Here is a 1,497-nt window from a genome sequence, read left to right on the forward strand (position 1 = left end):
CTGGAGGTCTCCGACCGCACCCCCCTGCGCTGTCCCCTCCACGGCGTGGCCGCCCGCCTCTCCCGTCTCCTGCTGCGGGCCGCCGGCCCGCACGCGGCGGAGATGGAGCGCGGCGTGGCCACCGCCGCGTCGGAGCGGGCCCGCTCGGTCGATCACCACGTGCGACTGGTCGCCCGGGAACAGGTCGGGCTGGCCTACGCGGGGTGGGACCGGCTGCTGACCCGGGTGATCCTCCCCGCCTGGCGGGCCGGGCGCCGCCCCACCGCGCTCAACGCCGGCGTGGTGGCCGCCCTCACCGAACTCTCCCGCCGCGACCGACTGGCCGGCGGGCCCGGCGCCCGGCTGGGCGAACGCCCCGCCTGCGACCTGTTGGACGAGCCGGGGGCGGTGGACGCCGAGGTGTCGCTGCTGGCCGCCCGCATCTTCCACGGCACGCCCGCCCCCGGCGGCGGCTGGGCCCCGGTGAGCTGGGAGACCTACCCCCGCGAGGTCACCCACCGGTTGTGGCGGGACCGCGCGGAACGTCTCTTCGGCGCGCTGGAGGGGGAGGGTTCGCCGACCCTGGCGGGCGTGCTGCGCCGTCTGTCGGCGGGCGGCCCGGAGGCGGCCGAGGTGTTGGCCGCCCGGGTCGGGGCCGCCCTGGCCCGGGAGGAGGCCGCCCGCCCGCCGGCCGAGCCGCCGGTGCAGCCGCTGGACGTGCCGAGCACCGGGCGGGAGCTGCTGGTGGAGCACATCACGGCGGCCGTGTGCTGCGCGGCCGTGGAGACCACGGACGCCGCCCCCGGCCTGGACTGGTTGGACGGGCCGATACTGACGCGGCCGGCCGACGGATCCCGGGAGGCCGTCGGCGCGCCGAGCGGTGACGGGGCCGCCGCCTCGGTCGGCCGGGACCTGACGGGCTCGGTGCAGCGGCTGGTGGACGAGGGCGATCCGGGGCCGCTGCGCACCTGGCTGGGCGCGGCCGGGGTGCGCGCCGACCGGCGGCTCCGGGTGGTGTGAGGGCGGCCGGTGCGCGGGGCGGGGGTGCGCGCCGTCGCCGATGCGTTGTTCCGTTCGACGGGTGAAGCCGATGGGGGTCCCGCGGCGAGGCGGCGGTGAAGGGGCCCGGGGCCCGGCGGGGCGCGCCCCGCCGGTCGGCCGCGGCGGAGGGCTCCGGTGGTGCGCGGGCCCGACGGGGGGCGTCGACTCCCCCGGGCGCCGGTGCGTAAAAGGTTGAAAACTGGATGAACATGGATGAACCCGCACGGGATCCGGGTGAAAATCGCCCGCGGGTCGGTCGGTGGGCGGACGAGGGGCCGCCGGGGAGCGGGATGACCATCCGATGAGCGGCGGGGGGACGGCCTGCCCGCCCCCGTCCGTGTCCTTCATACTCTTCTCCGGGCCCACCCGGCATGGAGCCAAACCGTATGCCGTGCTCTTCTTTCAAAAAAAACTATAAAAAACAAAGAGACAACAACAAGAGCTGCTCGGAAGCTACCTAGTAAAATAACGATTTTC

Annotated in this window: 1 pseudogene; it reads left to right on the plus strand. The window is 75.8% G+C overall.

Going from position 1 to position 1,497, the window contains the following annotated elements:
* Positions 1–999, plus strand: a pseudogene (locus FOE67_RS25485) (hypothetical protein); the annotation flags it as partial.
* Between the last annotated feature and the right edge of the window lie 498 nt (positions 1,000–1,497).

It is taken from the genome of Streptomyces calidiresistens (genome assembly GCF_014141525.1).
In the GTDB taxonomy this organism is placed as follows: domain Bacteria; phylum Actinomycetota; class Actinomycetes; order Streptomycetales; family Streptomycetaceae; genus Streptomyces; species Streptomyces calidiresistens.